General features: G+C 63.3%; 17 protein-coding genes. 4 read left to right on the forward strand and 13 right to left on the reverse strand.

Annotation, left to right across the window (positions count from 1 at the left end):
• Window positions 1-74 precede the first annotated feature (74 nt).
• From ACU688_RS25685 to fliE, 13 genes are all read right to left on the reverse strand, one after another.
• Window positions 75-767, reverse strand: a complete 693-nt coding sequence (locus ACU688_RS25685) for an RNA polymerase sigma factor FliA (RefSeq protein ID WP_124526401.1) — start codon at window positions 765-767, stop codon at window positions 75-77.
• A 148-nt stretch (window positions 768-915) separates the two neighbouring features.
• Complete coding sequence (locus ACU688_RS25690) at window positions 916-1,317, reverse strand: hypothetical protein (RefSeq protein WP_448186892.1); 402 nt, start codon at window positions 1,315-1,317, stop codon at window positions 916-918.
• Entirely contained in the window at window positions 1,310-3,022 is a 1,713-nt protein-coding gene (locus ACU688_RS25695; protein WP_448186893.1) for a flagellar biosynthesis protein FlhF, read from the reverse strand. The genes ACU688_RS25690 and ACU688_RS25695 overlap by 8 nt, the downstream gene beginning before the upstream one ends.
• Window positions 3,019-5,115, reverse strand: coding sequence for a flagellar biosynthesis protein FlhA (gene flhA / locus ACU688_RS25700; RefSeq protein ID WP_207041681.1), 2,097 nt, complete (start codon window positions 5,113-5,115; stop codon window positions 3,019-3,021). Before flhA ends, ACU688_RS25695 begins: the two co-directional genes overlap by 4 nt.
• Window positions 5,112-6,281 (reverse strand): flagellar biosynthesis protein FlhB, encoded by a 1,170-nt coding sequence (flhB, locus tag ACU688_RS25705; protein ID WP_448186894.1) that lies wholly within the window; start codon window positions 6,279-6,281, stop codon window positions 5,112-5,114. Before flhB ends, flhA begins: the two co-directional genes overlap by 4 nt.
• 195 nt (window positions 6,282-6,476) lie before the next feature.
• Window positions 6,477-7,319 carry a flagellar motor protein MotB gene (gene motB / locus ACU688_RS25710; protein WP_448186895.1) on the reverse strand — a complete coding sequence of 281 codons (843 nt, stop codon included), beginning with the start codon at window positions 7,317-7,319 and terminating at the stop codon, window positions 6,477-6,479.
• Window positions 7,316-8,176, reverse strand: a complete 861-nt coding sequence (gene motA / locus ACU688_RS25715) for a flagellar motor stator protein MotA (RefSeq protein ID WP_448186896.1) — start codon at window positions 8,174-8,176, stop codon at window positions 7,316-7,318. The genes motB and motA overlap by 4 nt, the downstream gene beginning before the upstream one ends.
• 211 nt (window positions 8,177-8,387) lie before the next feature.
• Complete coding sequence (gene flhC, locus ACU688_RS25720) at window positions 8,388-8,954, reverse strand: flagellar transcriptional regulator FlhC (RefSeq protein ID WP_017735859.1); 567 nt, start codon at window positions 8,952-8,954, stop codon at window positions 8,388-8,390.
• A gap of 3 nt (window positions 8,955-8,957) precedes the next feature.
• Complete coding sequence (flhD, locus tag ACU688_RS25725) at window positions 8,958-9,293, reverse strand: flagellar transcriptional regulator FlhD (protein ID WP_257781402.1); 336 nt, start codon at window positions 9,291-9,293, stop codon at window positions 8,958-8,960.
• A gap of 329 nt (window positions 9,294-9,622) precedes the next feature.
• Window positions 9,623-9,994, reverse strand: a complete 372-nt coding sequence (gene fliT, locus ACU688_RS25730) for a flagellar protein FliT (protein ID WP_017735857.1) — start codon at window positions 9,992-9,994, stop codon at window positions 9,623-9,625.
• Between the two features lie 2 nt (window positions 9,995-9,996).
• Window positions 9,997-10,398: a flagellar export chaperone FliS gene (fliS, locus tag ACU688_RS25735; RefSeq protein ID WP_448186897.1), complete on the reverse strand. Its 402-nt coding sequence runs from the start codon at window positions 10,396-10,398 to the stop codon at window positions 9,997-9,999.
• 22 nt (window positions 10,399-10,420) lie between these two features.
• Window positions 10,421-11,830 (reverse strand): flagellar filament capping protein FliD, encoded by a 1,410-nt coding sequence (gene fliD / locus ACU688_RS25740; RefSeq protein ID WP_448186898.1) that lies wholly within the window; start codon window positions 11,828-11,830, stop codon window positions 10,421-10,423.
• Between the two features lie 79 nt (window positions 11,831-11,909).
• A complete protein-coding gene (fliE, locus tag ACU688_RS25745) occupies window positions 11,910-12,224 on the reverse strand; it encodes a flagellar hook-basal body complex protein FliE (protein ID WP_017735854.1) in 315 nt (104 codons plus the stop codon).
• 179 nt (window positions 12,225-12,403) lie between these two features.
• Here fliE and fliF point away from each other — a divergent pair, with 179 nt between their 5' ends.
• Genes fliF through fliI form a run of 4 tightly spaced genes read left to right on the forward strand, consistent with a single transcriptional unit; the run spans window position 12,404 to window position 17,117 of the window.
• The gene (gene fliF / locus ACU688_RS25750; protein ID WP_448186899.1) at window positions 12,404-14,113 is read left to right on the forward strand and encodes a flagellar basal-body MS-ring/collar protein FliF; all 1,710 of its coding nucleotides are present in this window, start codon (window positions 12,404-12,406) and stop codon (window positions 14,111-14,113) included.
• Window positions 14,106-15,104, forward strand: a complete 999-nt coding sequence (fliG, locus tag ACU688_RS25755; RefSeq protein WP_017735852.1) for a flagellar motor switch protein FliG — start codon at window positions 14,106-14,108, stop codon at window positions 15,102-15,104. Before fliF ends, fliG begins: the two co-directional genes overlap by 8 nt.
• Window positions 15,097-15,774, forward strand: coding sequence for a FliH/SctL family protein (locus ACU688_RS25760; RefSeq protein ID WP_448186900.1), 678 nt, complete (start codon window positions 15,097-15,099; stop codon window positions 15,772-15,774). The genes fliG and ACU688_RS25760 overlap by 8 nt, the downstream gene beginning before the upstream one ends.
• Complete coding sequence (gene fliI / locus ACU688_RS25765; protein ID WP_242551765.1) at window positions 15,771-17,117, forward strand: flagellar protein export ATPase FliI; 1,347 nt, start codon at window positions 15,771-15,773, stop codon at window positions 17,115-17,117. The genes ACU688_RS25760 and fliI overlap by 4 nt, the downstream gene beginning before the upstream one ends.
• Window positions 17,118-17,122 lie beyond the last annotated feature (5 nt).

Raw genomic sequence — 17,122 nt, forward strand, 5'->3', positions numbered from 1 at the left:
TGCAATCCAAATGTGGGAGCTGGCTTGCCTGCTCCCACATTTTGATCTCTGGTGATCTTAAAAGTGTGGAGGCCCTAGCCCTTCATGCTCACATGCAACCGCGCAATCGCCTGAGCATGCAACTGACACACCCGCGACTCACTCACCTCCAGCACCACCCCAATCTCACGCAAGTTGAGCTTCTCGTGATGACACAGCGCAAGCAGCAGTCGTTCCCGCGCGGGCAGGGCGTCGATGGCGCGGGTCAGGTCGGCGCGGTTGCGCTCGTTGAGCAGTTCGGCAAACGGTGTTTGCAGGCGTGAGCTGGAGCCTTCGCTGTGTTCTTCATCGATATCGTCGAAGGGCAGCATCTGGCTGCCGTTGGTGTCGTCGAGCACCTTCTGGTATTCGGCCAGCGTCAGGCCCATGGCCGAGGCCACTTCGCGCTCCTTGGCCGGGCGGCCGAGGTTCTGTTCGACGCGGTGCATCGCTTCTTCCACCGCCCGTGCATTGCGCCGCACGCTGCGGGGCACCCAGTCGCGGGTGCGCAACTCGTCGATCATCGCCCCGCGAATGCGCTGGGAGGCGAAGGTGGCGAAGGTCGCGCCGACGTTCAAGTCATAACGCGTCATGGCATCGAGCAAGCCGATGCTGCCGGCCTGGATCAAGTCGTCCAGTTCAATATTGGACGGCAACCGGGTCTTCAGCCCAAGCGCCTGGCGCCGGACCATGGGCAGGTACTGCTGGAGCACTTCCTGCTGGTTTATCTTGCCCTGTGCCGTATACATCGTGTGCGCCTGCGAAAGACAGAAAATCCACGGGATTATTACTGCTGGGGCGGGGGGGCTAAGCGCAGAACAGGTAGGCGGCAGGCCACATATTCCCCGCTTAACGCAATTCCAATGTGGGAGCTCCCACACAAGCCAGCTCCCACAGTTAGGTTTCATTGATCAGTAGTAGGCGCACGGCGAGATACCGCTGCGCGGCTTCGCGCAAGTTGCTGAGCAAGCCCTCCTGGGGTAACCCCGCATGCAACGCCAACACCTGCCCCGGCCCGCCGTAGTCATGCAACAAACTCAAGGTGTTGAACGCCCGCTCAAACGCGCCCAAGTCGCTGCCCACCCAAATCCCCCAACGCGACTGCGCCAAGTCTGGGTGATACTTATCCACAGCCCGCACCCGCCAGCGCGTCGGGTCACCGACCCAGCGCTGGCCTTGCCGATGCCAACGCGCCAACGCCTGCTGCGCCAGCAGCGCTTCGGGCGCCGCACCGAACAGCAGCAACGTGCGCTGATTGAGCTGGGCCCACTGGCGCAACCCGGCGGCCTGGTCATGCATGCTCGAAGCTGTCCATGACGGCGGCCAGGTGCAGCAACCCTTCAAGGATTTCCCGCGCCTGCCCACGGGGCTTTTTCGGCAATAAGCCGAGCAGTTGCGCACGCGCCTGGAACGCCCAGTCATCCGGGGCCTGGACCAGCCGCAGGGCGCTGGCGGCGAAGCCGGCGGCCAGGTAGTGGCGGGGTTCGGCGTGCAGGTGTGGGTGCAGGTCGAGCAGCCGCGTGGAACCGCGTGCGGTCAGGTCGGCCAGTTCGTCCTGTTTCAGTTGGTGCAGCAGTTCGGCGGCCTGTTCATTCAGATCGTGCTGTTCCTCGACCAGCCAATAACGCTGGCTCAGATGTTGGCCGCTGTGACTGTCTTGCAAGGTGGCAAACCAGGCGCGGACAGCGGTGCCTTTAAAGGCCACCGGCAGATGGCTCAAGGTCACCCGCGCTTGGCGGTTGCGGTAGCGCAATGTGCGGATGCCGAAGCATTCGCTGCGTTTGGCGAGCGTGCCCAGGGGATGTCGCTGCGCTTCAAACACCGCCCGCTGGCTCGCCTTGCCCGACGAGATCCACGCCGCGCTCGACGGCGCTGCGGGCTCACCGAGAAAACTCTCCCAACACGCCAGCGGCTGCGCCATCAACGGCCAGACCTGCGCCAGCAAGGCAAAGCCCTCGACGTGCGTGATCAGGCTGTCGCGCAAGGCCAGCAGCGCCTTGCGTTGCCCCAACAGGCTGCGCGCCAGGGCGTCGAGGTGCGGGCGGGGGGCGGTGGCGGGGGACGCGGCAAACCGCGATGGCCGGGAAATATCCAGCGCCTGCTGCAAGAACGCCGACGCACCGGGCAGTTGCAAATCTTCCGGCACCTGTTGGCCTGTCGATAAATAATTCAGGCGCAAACGGTGGCGCATCACGGTCTCCAGCACTGGCCCCAGGCGCGCTGCCTCGTCGCACTTGCTGATGATGCAATCGTCCAGCCGGCACCCGGCCGCCTGCGCGGCAGCACGGTAGGTGTGCACCACTTCATCCAGGGTGTCGCCGTGGCTGGCGGCATTGAGCACCAGCATCAGGCGCACGCCGCGCAGTTGCTGGATGTGCGCGAGCAAGCGTTGATCGCGCTGGCTCATGCCCACGGTGTCGATGATCACCAGGCGCTTGCCGGCCAAGCGGCCCAGCAGCGGATCGAGCGCAGCCTGCGGCGCCAGCGTGTGCAGTTCGACGCCGAGCAATTGCGCATAGATATTCAGCTGCTCATGGGCGCCGACCCGAAAACTGTCGGTGGTCACCAGCGCCACGTCGCCTGGACCATGGCGCATCACATACCGCGCCGCCAACTTCGCCGTAGTGGTGGTCTTGCCCACGCCGGTAGGCCCGACCAGGGCAATCACCGTGGGCGCCTTGAACAGCTCGGCTTCGTCGCCCAACAGGTTCAATTGACTGTGCAGGCGTTGCACCAGCCAGGCCTTGAGCCGTGCCGGCGTGGCATCGGGCAAGTGCGCGGGCGTGCGGCCCAGCAAGTCTTCGCTGAAACCGCCACTGAAGCCCGCTTCCAGCAGCCATTCCAGCAACGGCGGCGCGCTCGCGGTTTCTTCGCCCTGGGCCATGATCTCCACGCCCGCGTCAGTCATGCGGCTGGACAAGATCAACGCGTCTTCCCCCAAGGCTGCGCGCACCTGGTTCATCGCCTCGCGGCTGTTGGCGCCGATAAAACGTTGCGCACTCACTTAGGCTTGCCTCCGATCACGTGGGTCATGCGCAGGGTGCGGTCGTCGGGGATTTCGCTGAGGGCGATCACCGTCAGTTGGCGCAAGCGCCGGCGCAGGAAGCGCGACAGCACCGGGCGCAATTTGTTGGGCACTACCAGCACCGGTGGTTCGCTGCTGTTTTCCTGGCGTTTGAGGGTCAGGCTGGTCTGTTGCATCAGGTTGTCGGCCAGGCTCGGTTCCAGCGCGCCGCCGTTGCCCACGGCCTGCATCAGCACCTGCTCCAGGTTGAAATCCAGGCCGATGACTTTCAGCTCGGCCTGGTTGCCAAACAGCTGGTTGACGATGGAGCGGCCGAGGGCGATGCGCACCACGGCGGTCAGTTCCTGCACGTCTGGCGGTTGCAGCACGCCGCCGTGTTCGGCGAGGGCGTCGAGGATGGTGCGCATGTCGCGGATCGACACGTTCTCTTCCAGCAGGTTTTGCAGCACCCGTTGCAGCACCGTCAGCGTCACCAGCTTGGGCACCACTTCGTCGATCAGGCCCTTGCTGTCGGGCCCGAGCTTGTCCAGCAGCTTCTGCACTTCGCCACGGCCGAGCATGTCCTTGGCGTGCTGGTGCAGCAGGTGGTTGAGGTGGGTGGCGGTCACGGTGCTCGCATCGACCACGGTGTAGCCGTAGATCTGCCCGTGCTCGCGCAGGTTGGCGTCGATCCAGATCGCCGGCAGGCCAAACGCCGGGTCCACCGCCGCCGTGCCTTCCAATGTGTGGGTGACCTTGCCCGGGTTGATCGCCAGCCACTTGCCGGGGAACACTTCGCCACGGCCGATTTCCACGCCCTTGAGGCTGATGATGTAGGTGTTGGCGGCCAGTTCCAGCTTGTCGCGCACATGCACCACGGGCGGCAGAAAGCCCACGTCCTGGGCGAACTTCTTGCGCAGGCTCTTGATGCGCGTGATCAGTTCGCCTTGCTGGCGGGCGTCCACCAGTTGGATCAGGCGGTGGCCGACGCGCAGGCTCAGGGTGTCGACCAACTGCACGTCATCCCACGAGGCTTCGCTGCCTTGGGACGCGGATTTGGGCAGCAACGTCTGCGTGGGCGAGCCTTCCGGCGCCAGCGCTTCTTGTTTGGAAAACCACCAGCCCAAGCCGCCCAGCAGCCCGGTCAACATCAGGAACACCAGGTTCGGCATGCCCGGCACCAGGCCGAGCAAGCCCATGACGCCGGCGGTCATCATCAACACCTTGGGGCGGCTGAACAGCTGGCCCATCATCTGCTGGCCCACATCCTGCTCGGTGTTGACCCGCGACACGGTCACACCCGCCGCAATCGAAATCACCAGGCCGGGGATCTGCGCCACCAGGCCATCGCCGATGGTCAGCATGGTGTAGGTGTGCGCCGCATCGGCAAACGCCATGCCGTGTTGCAGGATGCCGATGGCCAGGCCGCCGATGATGCACACGCCCATGATCACCAGGCCGGCCACGGCGTCACCGCGCACGAACTTGCTGGCGCCGTCCATGGAGCCGAAGAAGTCGGCTTCCTGGGCGACTTCCTTGCGCCGTTGACGGGCTTGCGGTTCGCCGATCAAACCGGCGTTGAGGTCGGCGTCGATCGCCATTTGTTTGCCGGGCATCGAGTCCAACGTGAAGCGCGCACCGACTTCGGCGATACGCCCGGCGCCCTTGGTAATCACCATGAAGTTGATGGTCACCAGGATCAAAAACAGCGCCAGGCCCACGGCAAAGTTGCCGCCCACGAGGAACTCGCCGAACGCCTCGATCACCTTGCCGGCCGCGTCGGGGCCGGTGTGGCCTTCCATCAAAATCACCCGCGTCGACGCCACGTTCAGCGACAGCCGCAGCAGTGTGGTGAACAGCAGCACCGAGGGAAACGCCGAGAAATCCAGCGGCTTCTCGGTGAGCATGCTGACCATCAGCACCATGATCGCCAGGGCGATGTTGAAGGTGAACAACAGGTCGAGGATGAAGGTGGGCAGCGGCAGGATCATCATCGACAGGATCAGTACGATCAGCACCGGGCCGGTCATGACTTTCAGGTCGGTGGTGGCCAGCCAGGAGTCGGGGCCGAAAAATTCGGTGATGCCTTTCATGCGTTCGGTTCATCCTCAGGTGTCGGGTTGCGCGGGCCGCGCTGGTCCATGCCCGGCGGTACGCTCAGGTTCGCCGGGGTCGGCGGCAGGTCGCCACCGTGTTCGCTGACGCGCTTGAGGCGGATCGCCCAGGCGACGACTTCGGCGACTACGGTGTACAGCTCGATGGGAATCTCACGGTCCAGATCGACGTGGAAATACAAGGCCCGCGCCAGTGGCGGCGCTTCCAGCATCGGCAGGTGATGCTCGGCGGCGATCTCGCGGATGCGCAGGGCCACGTCATCCGCGCCCTTGGCCACCACGCGTGGCGCGCCGTTCTTGTCTTTCTGGTAGGACAGCGCCACCGCGAAGTGGCTGGGGTTGGTGACGATCACGTCGGCCTTGGGCACCTTGCTCATCATCCGCCGCCGCGCGCGGGCCTGCTGCACCTGGCGGATCTTGGCCTTGATATGCGGGTCGCCGTCGGCGTTCTTGTGTTCCTGGCGTTGCTCTTCCTTGGACATGCGCAGGTTCTTGGCGTAGGTCCACAGCTGGTACGGCGCGTCCATGCCCACCACGATAATCAGCGCCGCCACGCACATCGCGCAGGCGCTGGCGGTCAGGCTCATCACCGTGGCCAGGGCTTTGGGCGCGGGCATGTTGGGCAAGGTCAGCAATTGGTCGAGATGGCTGTTGAGGAAGCAGTACGCGACGGTGCCGATCAGCGTGGCCTTGGCGACGGCCTTGGCCAACTCCACCAGCACCTGCACCGAAAACAAGCGCGCCAACCCGCTGATCGGGTTGACCCGCGAGAACTGCGGGCGCACCGCCGCCAGGGTAATCACCAGGCCGCCGAGCAAGGCCGGTGCAGCGAGGGCGGCAAAGGTCATCAAGGCAAAAAACGGCGCCAGCGCCAGCAAGGTGTTCTGGCTCAGTTGCCAGAGCACCGTGAGCATGCGCGCGGTGTCGAACAGTTGCGCGCGATCAAACAGCAGCGCCTGTTCCATCACCTGGCCGAGGCTGTCATACAGGTGCCCACCCATCAGCCACAGCCCGCCGATGCCGGCCAGCAGCATGACAAAGGTGTTCATTTCGCGGGAACGCGGGACTTGCCCTTCTTCGCGGGCCTTTTCGATGCGGCGCGGTGACGCCGCTTCGGTCTTGTCTTCTTTGCTGGTCTCGGCCATGGCGCCATTGTGTGCGGGCGCGGGGGCGGGTGATTAGGCGAATACCGTGCACAATCCCCCACTATTCTGTGGCGAGCGCGCTTGTTGTGGCGAGGGAGCTTGCTCCCGCTGGGCTGCGTAGCGGCCCCAAAATCTTGGGAGCGCTTCGCACTCCAGCGGGAGCAAGCTCCCTCGCCACAGGGTTGTACCTGTTCTTCAGGGGGAGGAGGGCTCCGTGCCGAACTCATCCTGGGACAAGATCCGCTCCGCAACCCGACGATCCAGCACGATGATTTCAATCCGCCGATTAGCCGCGTCGAAAGGCCCGGCACCCTTGAACGGAATGCGATCAGCCATGCCCGACACCCGCAGCAGCTTGTCGGAATCCAGCCCACCCGCCACCAGTTCCTGGCGCGAAGCCTTGGCACGGTCGGCGGACAAGTCCCAGTTGTTGTAGCCCGCATCGCCGCCGGGGTAAGGGTGGCTGTCGGTATGGCCGCTGATCTGGATGCGGTTGGGCAGTTCGTTGAGCACCGGGGCAAAGGTCTTGAGCAGTTTGCGCAGGTACGGCGCGACGTTGGCGCTGCCCAGTTCGAACATCGGGCGTTTGTCGGTATCCAGCAGTTGCACGCGCAGGCCTTCGGGGCTCAGTTCAATCGCGATCTGTTGCTTGAGTTCGCGCAGTTGCGGGTCGCGGTCGACGGCGGCGTCTAGACGGTGCTTGAGGGATTCCAAATGGCGGCGCTCCTCGCCGGACAAGCGCGGCGTGTGGCGCAGCTTTTCCCCTTCGACACTGCGCGGGTCGGGGCCGCCGCCGGGGATCGCGCTGGCGCTGTTGGCGTTGCGCTCGCCTTTGCTGATCGCCACCAGCAACGGCGTACTGAAGTATTCAGCGATGGCTTCCTTGTCGTTTTTGCTCGCGTTGGACAGCACCCACAGCACCAGGAACAGCGCCATCAGCGCGGTCATGAAGTCGGCGAAGGCGATTTTCCAGGCGCCGCCGTGGTGGCCGTGTTTCGCGGCTTTTTTGCGGCGGATGATGATCGGGCGCTCGCTCATGCGCCGCCGCCGCTGCGCACGTAGGTTTCCAGTTCCAGGGCGCCGGGGCGTTCGCTGCTGTGCAGCGCCTTGCGGCCGAATTCCACGGCCAGTTGCGGCGGCATGCCTTGCACGCTAGCCAACAGCGTCACGCGGATGCATTGCAGCATCTTCACCGACTCGGCGGCCTGGCGCTCGATGCGGCAGGCCAAGGGCGCGACCAAGCCGTAAGCCAGGTAAATGCCGAGAAAGGTGCCGACCAGCGCGTGGGCGATCATCTGGCCCATCAAGTCCGGGCCGACATTGACTGAACTCAACGCCTTGACCACGCCCATCACCGCCGCAACGATGCCAAACGCCGGCAGGGCGTCGCTGACTTTATAGAGTGCATCCGAGGGCAGGCTGGACTCGTGTTCGAACGCCTCGATCTCGTGCAGCATCAACTCATCAAGTTCGTGGGCCTGCATCGCGCTGCTCACCAGCAGGCGCAGGTAGTCGGTGAGGAACAGGATGATCAACGGGTCACTGACCAGTCGCGGGTAGGGCGCAAACACCGCGCTTTGCGCCGGGTCTTCAATGTCCCGCTCCAGGGACAGCATGCCCTCGCGGCGCGCCTTGCTGAGCAGGCCGTACATCATCGCCATCAGTTCCAGGTACAAGCGTTTGTCATAGCGGGTGCTGCGTTTGAAGCGCGCGATGGCGCCGAACGTGGCGCGGATCGCCTTGCCATTGTTGGCCGCAATAAACGCCCCGACGCCGGCACCGCCGATCATCAGCAGTTCCATCGGCTGATACAGCGGGCCGAGGCTGCCACCGGACAGGACGAAGCCACCGAACACCGACAGCAGTACAGCGATAAGCCCGGATACGATGAGCACGTGGTCGTTTCCTTATATTCAAGCAATGGGTGACTGGCTGAATATCGGCAACGGGGATGGGTGAATTGAGAGGTTCTTCGATCCAAAGAACACCAAAAATCCAATGTGGGAGCTGGCTTGCCTGCGATAGCGGTGTATCAGCTGGCATTTGGGTGGCTGACCCACCGCCATCGCAGGCAAGCCAGCTCCCACATTTAAAACAGCGGTGGTCTCAGGCCTTGCGCATCGGCGGCAGATTCGCCAGCAGCTGCGCATCAATATCCCTGCGCTTCAAAGTCTTGCCCGCCCGCGACGGCGGCTGGCAGATGCCGCACACATAGTGCTGCGCCGGCGCATGGGAGTGCGCCACAAACTCACCGGAGCAACACGAGCAACGGATCAATTCCAGCATGTCGCTTTCAAAGAATCGCACGAGGGTCCAGGCCCGGGTCAGGCCCAGCACCAGCTCGCCTTCCTGGTCGCCGACCTGTTCAAGGTACAGGCGATAGGCTTTGACGAAGGCATCGATGCGATGCCCGCCAATTTCCATGAGGCTGCGGTAAATGCCGTAGAACAGTGACGAATGAATATTCGGCAGCCACGTCACGAACCAATCGGTGGAGAAGGGCAGCATGCCCTTGGGGGGAGAGGCGCCTCGTACTTCCTTGTAGAGTCGGATCAGGCGGCCTCGGCTGAGCGTGGTCTCCGTTTCCAGCACCTGCAGCCGTGCGCCTAGCTCAATCAGTTCGATGGCCAGTTGCACTTGCTGCATTTCGGTGACCAGGCTTTTGTCTGACATGGGTCAGCCTTCCCCGATGCGCAAATCGCCGCTGCGCTCGGCGGACGCCATCAGCAGCGCGGAGTGGATCTCGACCATGCCCAGTTCGCGGGCGTTGCCCAGCACCTTGGACAAGCGCTCGGTTTCTTCAAACACCGGGCGACAGATCAACTGGTTGACCCGCGCCAGTTGGGTCATTTGCTTGCTGCTGAGTTTGGTCAGCAGGTCAGCCATGGGGTCGCTGAGTTTCAGGCGGAAAATCGCGATCTCGCGATCTTTGCGCAATAGGTTTTGGGCAAGTAATAAATAGGACAGGTTCAGGTCCTGGATGTCTTCAAGCTCAGTGTTGGTATTTGGCAACTTTCTACCCCTCCCGTTGGGTACTACAGTTCGGCACGCCTAATGGCATGACCTCTGGCAGACAGTGCTGCAAATCGACAAGTACTAAAGTCAGGCGTTTTGAGTTGTACAACGAGTGCCTGGGTGTAGCGTTATTCGGTTATTCATGCTCCCGACCATCCGCTAGCTGGCCGTGAATACCGTTTTTTTAATTTTTTCTAAAGTATTAAGTACGCCGTACGATAACAGACTGAGGAATGATATTTCTTGTCTGTTTTCAGTGTTTTAGCCTACCTCAAAGATATTTTCACACTTATGTGTCGCCCGTAGATGCAGCGTGTAGGTGTTTGTTATTTCTTTCGATACAAATAATGGCTTATTGGTATCACTTGATTGGAGGATGCACCGTAGGCGTTGTTTAGATTGCTCTTGCGCCGATTGATTTGCATCAACTCGCCGAGGTCATTTTGTCGCGCATGCAAGAACCCGTTAACTTGCTCTTCGAGCGCGAGGATCTGGCTGAGTAGTTCAAGTTTGTACTGCTGGCCGCTGGCATCAAGATCAACTTGGTCTTGCGCGCGGCGCAAGTAAGCGGCGTCAATCAATCCCTGGGACTTTAACGCGAAGATACCGTCCCAGTCGGCGTGTTTGGCGCACTCCAGCAAACGCTGCGATTGTTCGAGCAATTGCTCGTAGGCCGCGATCAGTTGTGATTGCATCATGTCTACTGCGCTTCCTCGGTCTGCGTGCCAATCGCCCGCCAGGCTGCGGCGACATTCTCCAGCAACTCGGCGGCCGTGTTCAGCGCGGCATCGTCATTGTTCAAGTTCGCGCGCAGCAGCAGGCGAACCACGTAGTCGTAGAGTTGGTCCAGCTGTGCGGCAATCTCGCCACCTTGTTCCAGGTTCAGCGAGCCACGCAAACCCTGGCTCACCAGGTTGATCGCCTTGGTGATGGCCTGGCCCTTGGGGGCGATATTGCCGGCCTGCAAATGCAGGCGCGCGATGCGCAGCGTGGCCTGGTAACTGTCGAACAGCATCACGATGTGCTGGTGGGGTGAGGCCGCCAAAATGCCGCTTTCCACGCCCACCTTGGCGTAGGCATTCGCGTCTCGATAGGCGTTCATCTCGTGTGCTCCGGGTGGGTCATCAGCTGTCGCTGTTCAGGGCGTCGAACTGGGTGGTGAGGTAGTCCGCAGTCGAGCTGAGCGACGCGATCAGGGTGTCGAGTTGGGTGAACTGCTCGGTCCAGCGCGCCATTTCGGAATCGATCAGCGCCTGTTTTTCGTCGTAGCGGTCTTCCAGTTGTTCCAGCTTGGTCGCCAGGCTGTCGGTGCGCGCGACGATCAGGCCGTTGTCTTCGTCCAGGTACGTGTCGAGGTCGGTGGTCATCTGGCCGATGAAGCCGGATTTGCCATCGGTGCCGACAAAGAACTCGGAGACGCCATCGATGTTGTCGGTGATCGCGCTGGTCAGGGTGTCTTCGTCGATCAGCAAGGTACCGTCGACTTCCAGGGAAATGCCCAACTGCGACAAATAGCTGAAGGTGCCGCTACCCACCGCGCTGTACAGGTCGCTGCTGAGCTTGGTGCTGATGCGCCGCGTGGTCGAGTCGCCGAGCAATTCGCCCGCCGTGTCGGCATCGGCGTCGTAGGAGGTGAGGGTGTCGACGGTGGACACGTAGCTGTTATAGGCACTGACGAACGATTCGATGGCGTCGTAGATCGCGTCGGTGTCCTGGGAAATCGTCAGGGTCTGCGAGCTGCCAACGGCGGACAGGTTCAGCGTGACGCCTTGCAACGCGTCTTCGACGGTGTTGCTTTGGCTGGTGACCGAGATGCCGTTGATGGTCAGCTCGGCGTCCAGGGCTTCGACGGTCTGGGTCATGTTGCCCGTGCTGCCGTCGTAGCCGAACAGGCTGGAGGCGGTATCGCTGCTGTCGTCGCCGCTGTAGGTCACGGTCATGGCCGACTCGGTGCCGGTGCTGTCGGAGGTCAAGACCAGGCGGTACGGCGTGCCGGTGCCGTCGTTGACGATGGACGCGGTCACGCCGGCGCCGGACGCGTTGATCGCCGTGCGAATGCCTTCCAGGGTGTTGTTGCTGCTACTCAAGGTGATCGACACCGCGTCGGCCGTGCCCACTTGCAGGGTCAGGGTGCCGGTGCCCAGGGCCGTGGTCTTGCTCGCAACGCCATCGGTGGTGAGGCTTTGCGCCTGGGCCAACTGAGTCACTTCCAACTTGTACGTGCCGGCGACGGCGTCGCTGGTGGTCGCGGCGGTGACGCCGCTGCCGGACAGGCTGGTGGTCAGCGCGGTGTACAGGCTGGAGTCGGCCAGGGCTTCGGCCGCCGTTTGCAGTTTGGTCAGGGCGCTGGTCAGGGTGCCGTAGGCGGAAATCTCGGCTTTGACCGAGGTTTCCTGGTTGGTGATGGGCGTCAGCAGGCTGGCTTCCTTGGACTCTTCCAGGCTGGTCAGGATGCTGTCCAGGTCAAGGCCGGAGCCGACCCCGAGAGAGGTAATGGTTGCAGTCGACGAGGTGGTGGAGGTCGTGGTTGCCATGTGTGTGCCTGTCCTGGGGTGCGTTTGAACGCAACATCGGCCAATCGCGGGCCCGTCTTTAGGGGCGCGCCGATTTTTTTCAGACCTGCATCGCCATCACGTCCTTGTAAGCGGTAAGCAGGCGGTTGCGCACCTGTACGCCCATCTGGAACGCGACGCTGGCTTTCTGCGAATCGGCCATCACATCACTCAGCGACACCGATTCGCTGCCGGCCTGGAACGCGTTGGACTGGCGGGTGGCGGTCTGCTGCAACTGGTTGATGCGCTGCAGCGACGACTGCAATTCGCCGGCAAACCCACCGGCGGGCGCGCTGCGTTGCGCGCTCGCGCCTTCGGCCTGTTCGGCCAGCAGCGACAGTTGTTGCAGGGCGTTGGTAAGGGCGGACGGGTTCATGGCGCTGGCTCCACAGGCGATCTGGCCAGCAGGTTAACAAGCCTGGCCCCGGGCACATTCGCCCAATTGACCGCAAAAGCAGTGGCTTTTCCGGCCTTTGGCTTTGGCCGTTTTCGCCAGAATGGCCGCCTACTACTGTTACCGGACGCTGCAATGTCTTTCGCACAGGCCCTACCTTCGTGAGTACCGCAGTCCTGGCCAAAGGCGCGCAAAAAAACCTGGCGACCCCGGTCCCTGTCAAACCCCTGGATGCGTTGACCACGCTGATGCGCCGCCAACCGCTGGTGCCATTGTTGATGGCCGCCGCAGCGGTGATCGCGGTGGTGGTCGCCTTGCTGTTGTGGGCGCGCCAGCCGGAATACCGCGTGCTGTTTTCTGGCCTCAGTGAAGCCGACGGCGGGCAAATCATCAGCGAACTGGACAAGCGCGCCGTGCCCTATCGCCTCAGCGAAGGCGGCAACACCATCCTGGTGCCCAGCGACAAGATGGGCGCGCTGCGCCTGCAACTGGCCGAGCAAGGCTTGCCCAAGGGCGGCAGCGTCGGCTTTGAATTGCTCGACAAGCAAGCCTTCGGCGTCAGCCAGTTCGCCGAACACCTCAATTACCAGCGTGGCCTCGAAGGCGAGCTGGCGCGCACCATCGAGTCCCTGGGACCTGTGGCCAAGGCGCGGGTGCACCTGGTGATGGCCAAGCAATCGGTGTTTGTGCGCGACCGCGAAGCCGCCCGTGCCTCGGTGGTGCTGACCCTGCAACCCGGCCGCGAAGTCGGGCCGAGCCAGACCAGCGCGATTGTGCATCTGGTCACCTCCAGCGTGCCGGAGCTGAGTGTCGATGCAGTCACCGTGGTCGACCAGAACGGCCGCCTGCTGTCCCAGACCCACGGTGACAACAGTGGCGTCGACGGCTCGCAACTCGACTATGTGCATGAGATCGAGCGCTCCTACCAGCGCCGCATCGAAGACATCCTCACGCCGCTGCTGGGCAGCCAGAACGTGCATGCCCAAGTGGTCGCCCAGGTGGATTTTTCCAGCCGCGAAAGCACTGCCGAACGCTACGCGCCGAACCAGGACAGCAACGCCGCCGCCGTGCGTAGCAAGCAAACCTCCGAGCATGTGCAGGACGGCGACGATGCCGGCCGTGGCGTGCCCGGCGCGCTGACCAACTCACCGCCCAACACGCCGGCGCCGACCAAGGCCAACGCGCCGACCCCGGCCGGCGGCACGGCTGCGGCGCCGGAGGCGAAAACCGCGAAGAGCGCCAGCCAAAGCGAACGCATGATCAATTACGAGGTGGACCGCAACGTCGAGCACGTCAAATCCAGCCTGGGCACGCTCCAGCGCCTGACCACGGCGGTGGTGGTCAACTACCGCACGGTGCTCAAGGACGGCAAGCCGACCAGCGAAGCGCTGAGCAAGGACGAACTCGACAGCATCAACAACCTGGTGCGCCAGGCCATGGGCTTTACCGAAAGCCGTGGCGATGCGCTGCAAGTGATCAACAGCCCGTTCGTCGAGGCCGACACCAGCGTCGACGAACAGCCGTGGTGGAAAACCCCCGAGGCCTACAACCTGCTGAGCACCGGCTTGCGCTACCTCGCCGTCGCGTTTGCCGCGCTGGCCCTGTGGTGGATCGTGTTGCGCCCGATGCAGCGACGCAACGCGGCGCACACCCAGGCGCTGTTGGCGAGCAACGCCGAACCGGGCACGGCCTTGGTGCCGTCCAGCACGGGCACCAGCCTGGTGGTCGCCGGCCAGGAAAGCGCGCCACATACCTTGCCGCGCAAGTCGGCGGTGTACGAACAGAACATGCAGAGCCTGCAACAGATCGCGGCCGAAGACCCGCGACTGGTGGCCATGATCGTGCGCGGATGGATGAAGAAAAATGACTAGCAAGATCAGCGGTTCGCGGCGCAGCGCCATCCTCTTACTGTCCCTGGATGCGGACAGCGCGGCAGAAGTGTTCAAGTTTTTGCCCAGCGAAGACGTCGAGGCCATCAGCATGGAAATGGCGCGCCTGAGCCAGGTGTCCCATGAAGAAATGCGCCAGGTGCTCGAAGAATTCATGGACGAGACCGACCAGTACGCCGCCATCAATATCCAGACCAGCGACCATATCCGCGCGGTGCTGACCAAGGCCCTGGGCAGTGAACGTGCCGCCAGCCTGATCGACGACATCCTCGAAAGCACCAACACCGGTTCGGGCATCGACAAGCTCAACCTGATGGAAGCCTCGATGGTGGCCGAGATGATCCGCGACGAACACCCGCAGATCATCGCCACTATCCTCGTGCACCTGGAGCGTCACCAGGCCTCGGACATCTTGCAATTGCTGCCGGACCGCCTGCGCAACGACATCATCCTGCGCATCGCCACGTTCAGCGGCGTGCAGCCGGTGGCGTTGCAGGAACTCACCGAAGTGCTCGGCGTGATGCTCGATGGCCAAAGCCTCAAGCGCAGCAAAATGGGCGGCGTGCGCACGGCGGCGGAGATCCTCAACCTGATGAGCTCGGCCCACGAAGAACTGGCCATCGGCACTGTGCGCGAACACAGCGACGACCTGGCGCAGAAGATCCTCGACGAGATGTTCCTGTTCGAAAACCTTATCGACGTGGACGACCGTGGCATCCAGACCCTGTTGCAACAGGTCGATCAGAACTCCCTGGCCATCGCCCTCAAGGGCTCGCCGCCGGCGCTGCTCGAACGCTTCCTGCACAACATGTCCCAGCGTGCCGGGCAGTTGTTCCGCGAGGACATGGAAGCGCGCGGGCCGATCCGCATGTCGCAGATCGAATCCGAACAGAAGGCCATTCTTGCCGTAGTGCGGCGCTTGTCCGACAGCGGCGACATCGTGACCGCACGCGGCAACGACACTTATGTCTGACCGTTGGCAACCCTGGCAGATGGACCCGCTGGGCAGCCCGGCGGCGGCCAGCGACGACCCCCACAGCAGCCATCGCGAACGCCTGCGCAAGCAAGCCTTCCAGCACAAGCTGGAGATGCAGGTGCTGCGCGAAAAAACCATCGCCGAGGCCCAGCAGGTCGGGCATGCCCAAGGTTTGGAGCAAGGTTATGCACAGGGCCTGGACGAAGGTCGCCAGGCGGCTGCCGTGGAGTTGCAGCAGCAGGTTGTCGTTACCCTGCAACCGTTGCTGGAGCTGTGCCGCAATTTTGATCAAGCGCTGAAAGCCATGGACGCACAGATCGCCCGGCAACTGGTGCGCATCGCCCTGGACGCCGCGCAACAATTGGCCGGCGAAGCCCTCTGCGCGCAGCCGGAACAGGTGCTGGTGTTGGTCAAACGCCTGCTCGACAGCGACCTGGAACTCACCGGCAAGCCCAAGCTGTGGCTCAACCCTGAAGATTTGCAGCGCGTGCAGGACAGCCTCGGCGAACAGATCGACGCGGCGGGTTGGGTGTTGCACGCCGACGCGGCGATGCAGGCGGGCGGTTGCCGGGTGGTCAGCGCAGGGGGAGAACTGGATGCGTCGCGGCCGTCGCGCCTGGCGCTGCTCACTCGCAACGTCGAGCGCGTGTTGGATGAGTTGCCATGAATCCTCACCTCGCGCGCTGGAGCGGTGTGCTCGATACGCTGCACGGCCAAGCCTTGCAGGTCGCGCCGCACCTGCGCAGCGGGCGCATCACCCGCGCCACCGGCATGGTGCTGGAAGCGGTGGGCCTGCGCCTGCCGTTGGGTGGGGCGTGTCGCATCGAGCTGGAAGGCGTGTTCGCCGAGGCCGAGGTGGTGGGGTTTGCCGGTGACACGCTGTACCTGATGCCGCTTGCGGAAATACACGGCCTGCAACCCGGCGCACGGGTGTTTGCGGCGGACGAAGGCGGTGGCAATCGCAGTTTCCCATTGGGCATGGCCTTGCTCGGGCGCGTGCTCGACAGCGGCGGCCAGCCGTTGGACGGGCGCGGGCCGTTGCTCGGCGCCCATCATGCTGGCTTGCATACCCAGCCGCTGAACCCGCTCAAGCGGGCGCCGATTGATCGGCAGATCGATGTCGGCATTCGCGCGATCAATGCCTTGCTGTGCGTCGGCCGTGGCCAGCGCCTGGGCTTGTTTGCCGGTTCCGGCGTCGGCAAGTCGGTGCTGCTGGGCATGATGGCGCGCTACACCCAGGCCGATGTGATCGTGGTCGGTTTGATTGGCGAGCGGGGCCGCGAGGTACAGGACTTTATCGACAATATCCTCGGTGAAGAGGGCTTGCGTCGTTCGGTGGTGGTGGCGGCTCCCGCTGACACATCGCCGCTGCAACGCCTGCAAGGCGCGCTGTATGCGACGCGGGTCGCCGAGGATTTTCGCGAGCAGGGCAAAGACGTACTGCTGATCATGGATTCGCTGACCCGCTACGCCATGGCCCAGCGTGAAATCGCCCTGGCCGTGGGCGAGCCGCCGGCCACCAAAGGTTATCCACCGTCGGTGTTCGCCAAATTGCCCAAGCTGGTGGAACGCACCGGCAACGGCCCGCCCGGTGGCGGTTCGATCACCGCGTTTTATACGGTGCTCAGCGAAGGCGATGACCAGCAGGACCCGATTGCCGACTCGGCGCGGGCGATCCTCGACGGGCATATCGTGCTGTCGCGCCAATTGGCCGAAAGTGGGCATTACCCGGCCATCGATATCGAAGCGTCCATCAGCCGCGCCATGACCGCCATCGCCAGCGACGCCCAGCAGCGCAAGGCCAACCAGCTCAAGCAGATGCTCTCGCGTTACCAGCGCAACCGCGACCTGATCAGCGTCGGCGCCTACGCCCAGGGCCACGATGTGCAACTCGACCGCGCCGTGGGGTTGTACCCGCATATCGAGCGCTTTCTGCAACAACGCATTGATGACCGTGCCAGCGTCGACGAGACCCTGCACGGCCTCAGTTTGTTGTTCCCCGGCAACTGACTTTT

The sequence above is a fragment of the Pseudomonas acericola (SeqCode) genome (assembly GCF_053456465.1).

Excerpts from the sequence above, each read along its gene's own strand:
- ACU688_RS25685 (WP_124526401.1), bottom strand. The coding sequence starts at position 767 with ATGTATACGGCACAGGGCAAGATAAACCAGCAGGAAGTGCTCCAGCAG.
- fliS (WP_448186897.1), bottom strand. The coding sequence starts at position 10,398 with ATGAACGCCTATCGAGACGCGAATGCCTACGCCAAGGTGGGCGTGGAA.
- flhC (WP_017735859.1), bottom strand. The coding sequence starts at position 8,954 with ATGTCAGACAAAAGCCTGGTCACCGAAATGCAGCAAGTGCAACTGGCC.
- fliI (WP_242551765.1), top strand. The coding sequence starts at position 15,771 with ATGAATCCTCACCTCGCGCGCTGGAGCGGTGTGCTCGATACGCTGCAC.
- ACU688_RS25690 (WP_448186892.1), bottom strand. The coding sequence starts at position 1,317 with ATGCATGACCAGGCCGCCGGGTTGCGCCAGTGGGCCCAGCTCAATCAG.
- fliD (WP_448186898.1), bottom strand. The coding sequence starts at position 11,830 with ATGGCAACCACGACCTCCACCACCTCGTCGACTGCAACCATTACCTCT.
- ACU688_RS25760 (WP_448186900.1), top strand. The coding sequence starts at position 15,097 with ATGTCTGACCGTTGGCAACCCTGGCAGATGGACCCGCTGGGCAGCCCG.
- fliT (WP_017735857.1), bottom strand. The coding sequence starts at position 9,994 with ATGATGCAATCACAACTGATCGCGGCCTACGAGCAATTGCTCGAACAA.
- motB (WP_448186895.1), bottom strand. The coding sequence starts at position 7,319 with ATGAGCGAGCGCCCGATCATCATCCGCCGCAAAAAAGCCGCGAAACAC.
- fliG (WP_017735852.1), top strand. The coding sequence starts at position 14,106 with ATGACTAGCAAGATCAGCGGTTCGCGGCGCAGCGCCATCCTCTTACTG.
- flhB (WP_448186894.1), bottom strand. The coding sequence starts at position 6,281 with ATGGCCGAGACCAGCAAAGAAGACAAGACCGAAGCGGCGTCACCGCGC.
- fliE (WP_017735854.1), bottom strand. The coding sequence starts at position 12,224 with ATGAACCCGTCCGCCCTTACCAACGCCCTGCAACAACTGTCGCTGCTG.
- flhA (WP_207041681.1), bottom strand. The coding sequence starts at position 5,115 with ATGAAAGGCATCACCGAATTTTTCGGCCCCGACTCCTGGCTGGCCACC.